Origin of the sequence: Thermococcus sp., assembly GCF_027052235.1 — an archaeon.
Classification (GTDB): Archaea; Methanobacteriota_B; Thermococci; order Thermococcales; family Thermococcaceae; genus Thermococcus.
Genome location: NZ_JALUFF010000005.1, coordinates 1 through 2,800, shown reverse-complemented (window position 1 = coordinate 2,800; position 2,800 = coordinate 1). Strand labels below are relative to the sequence as shown.

4 protein-coding genes and 1 pseudogene are annotated in these 2,800 nt (G+C 53.8%); 1 reads left to right on the top strand and 4 read right to left on the bottom strand.

Annotated elements, in window-relative coordinates:
• The first annotated feature begins 79 nt into the window (after positions 1–79).
• A complete protein-coding gene (locus MVC73_RS00250) occupies positions 80–397 on the top strand; it encodes a nucleotidyltransferase domain-containing protein (protein WP_297505979.1) in 318 nt (105 codons plus the stop codon).
• Positions 398–419: 22 nt separating this feature from the next.
• Here MVC73_RS00250 and MVC73_RS00245 read toward each other — a convergent pair.
• The 4 genes and pseudogenes from MVC73_RS00245 to MVC73_RS00230 form a co-directional block, all read right to left on the bottom strand.
• Positions 420–698: pseudogene (locus tag MVC73_RS00245) on the bottom strand (type II toxin-antitoxin system RelE/ParE family toxin); the annotation flags it as partial.
• Between the two features lie 20 nt (positions 699–718).
• Positions 719–913 (bottom strand): hypothetical protein, encoded by a 195-nt coding sequence (locus tag MVC73_RS00240; protein ID WP_297505978.1) that lies wholly within the window; start codon positions 911–913, stop codon positions 719–721.
• A 58-nt stretch (positions 914–971) separates the two neighbouring features.
• Positions 972–2,045, bottom strand: a complete 1,074-nt coding sequence (locus MVC73_RS00235; protein WP_297505977.1) for an mRNA surveillance protein pelota — start codon at positions 2,043–2,045, stop codon at positions 972–974.
• A gap of 65 nt (positions 2,046–2,110) precedes the next feature.
• A partial coding sequence (locus MVC73_RS00230; RefSeq protein WP_297505976.1) for a M24 family metallopeptidase occupies positions 2,111–2,800 on the bottom strand: 690 nt, incomplete at its 5' end.

Genomic DNA, 2,800 nt, shown 5'->3' with positions numbered 1-2,800 from the left:
CTCCAACGGGTAATAAACCTTCCGGAGGAAGCCGAAAGGTGCGGAAAGGGATAAATAGGATATTGTTTATTCAAAAACCATGAGCCTTAAGGTTATCAAAGCAACTATTGAGAAAGTTTCCAAGAAGCTCGGGCTTAAGGTGGATGAGATAATCCTCTTTGGCTCGAGGGCGCGGGGCGACTTCAGGAAGGACAGCGATTGGGACGTTTTGGTGGTTCTCTCGGAGCCTGTGCCAAGGAAAACAGAGCTTGAAGCGTACAAACTCATCCACAGGGAGCTTCTCTTCAAAGGGGTAAAGGCGGATATTCTCTTCATCTCGAGGGGTGAACTTGAGAGGGTGAAGGAAGACAGAGGGTTCGTCTACCACTACGCACTGAAGAATGGCCTCAGGGTTTGAGCTTCAGAGAGGTTACTACTGCTCATTTCGCTCTGTAAGTTGTTTCGTTCCTTCTGAAAAAGCCGACGAGAAGGATCGTTCGCTCCTCTTTCAGCACCCAGTAAACAACGCGGTATTTGCCCAGTCTAACGCGTATCTCAATTCCATCCCTGCCGACAACCTTCCTGAGGTCAAACCTGTGAACCGGATAGGGAGTCTCCTGAAGAACAGAGGCAAGTTCGTCGAGCTTCAAAATGAGCTTCTCCCTTTCTTTTCTCGAAAGTCCTCTCAGAACCTTCTCAACTGACTTCCAGAACGAGGACGAGTACTTAACCGCCTATGTCAAATAAGCCCACGTTCCTTGGCCAGACGCTGGAACTCTCCGGGCTTGTAGTCTCTAACTTCACCAATCTCTTTTATCTCCGGCAACTCCTCGTCATCCTCCGGGAGAAGGCGTTCTATCATCTGCTCGAGGGTTTCCAGGCGCCTTTCAACCATTGAAAGTCTCTTCTCCAAACTCTCAACAGTGGTGCTCATGGTTTTTAGTCCTCCCCATTGTTTTTAATCGTTTCGAAGATAAAGAGGATAAAAACATTCACTTCACCCTGAACCTCAGCAGGGCCGCCAAACCGCCCAGGGCCTTGAGCTTATCGCCGCCCTCGTGCTCCGAGCTGACAACCACTACTTCACCGCGGGAATAGCGAACCGCGTCCATCAGCTCCTCTATCTTCTCCCTGTGCTCCCCCTTCAGGAGCTCATCAAGCACTAAAAGCGTCTCAACCGCGCCGTAGTTTACCGCCTCCTCCACCTCCCTGAGACCGTACGCCGCTAAGCCGTTGTTCTTAGCTATGTTTTCAAGTACCTTCTCAACGAGCTGTATCTCCTTGGTGACGCGGTTCTCGTGATAGACCCGCTCAACGGTCCCGCGCTTTATGACCTCGTAGATGCCCGTCCTTCCGGTCACGCTCGTGTCCTCTATGACCACCTTTTTTGCAAGCTCCGGGTAGTTCTCCTGCAGGAACTTGTAGAAGTCTTCCTTGACGAAGCCGGGGCCGGCAACGATAGCCTTCTCGACCTTCTCGCGCCTCATCACTTCCTCCATGGTTTTGGCAACGTCGTGGAAGAACTTCTTCTCCTCGCTCTCGCGATCGGTGTTGTATCTCTTCCCGCCGAGGTTGTGCCTTATGCTCGTGAGTATCTCAACCCCGTACTCCCTTACGAGGGCCATGTCTGCCTCACCGTCGTCGATGACGACTATCATTACCCTCGCCCTCTTGGAGGCTTCTACAGCCTCCTTCAGCCTTTCGATGTGGTGCTCCTTCCAGCGGGGCTTCTGGATCGTTACAATGGTCCCTTCCTCTATTGCTATCGTGTGGTACTTGCCGAGGGGAACATCCTCCCTGCTCGCGTAGACTATCGGACCGGTAACGCGAACCTGGTTGGCGAACTTGTGGAAGTTTATCTTCTCGGCCCTAACGCCGAGGAAAACCGGGATTACCTCGACCTTCTCGGCCCTCAGAGAATCGCTCCTCTGGCTCTGCTTGCGGAGCGTTTTGGCGTAAACCGTGTCACCTGGGTCAATTATGTGGTAGAGGTGCCAAAGGTCATCCAGGGTCTCGGCCTTGACCTTCACCTTGCCCTCCTTGACGTCCTGGTGGATTATCTGCACTCTTTCACCTCCTTAGAAGGGTCGACCTCTTGGGTTTAAAAAGTTGTCAAGAACGGGAGCGGGAGTCAGATGAGCTCCCTCTCCGTCTTGGTGAGCCTTCTGGCGCCGTTCTCCGTGATGACTATGGTGTCCTCTATCCTGACGCCGCCGAACTTGGGGATGTATATGCCGGGCTCGACCGTTATCACCATCCCCGGCTTGAGAACGGTCTCATCCATCTGGCTTACGCGCGGCCACTCGTGTATCTCAAGGCCGACGCCGTGCCCGGTTGAGTGAATGAAGTAGTCACCGTAGCCGTACTCCGCTATGACGTCCCTCACGATGGTGTCAAGCTCTTTGGCCGTAATCCCGGGCCTTGCCGCCTCGACGCCCTTCCTCTGGGCCTCCAGGACGATTTCGTAGATTTCCTTCTGCTTCTCGTTTGGACTGCCCACAACTATCGTCCTCGTCATGTCCGAGTGGTAGTGCCTGTAGAGGGCGCCCTCATCGATGACGACCAGATCGCCCTTCTCTATCCTCTTGTCGCTCGCTATCCCGTGCGGGAGGGCTGAACGCCATCCGCTCGCTATTATCGTGTCGAAGGCCGGCTTCTCTGCGCCGTTCATCTTCATGACGTACTCCATTTTAGCGGCTATCTCCCTCTCGCGCTTGCCCTCACTTATCTCCTCCAGGGCGGCCATCATGGCCTGGTCGGCTATTTTACAAGCTGCTTCTATGACCTCTATCTCCTCCGGGGTCTTGATTATGCGGAGCTC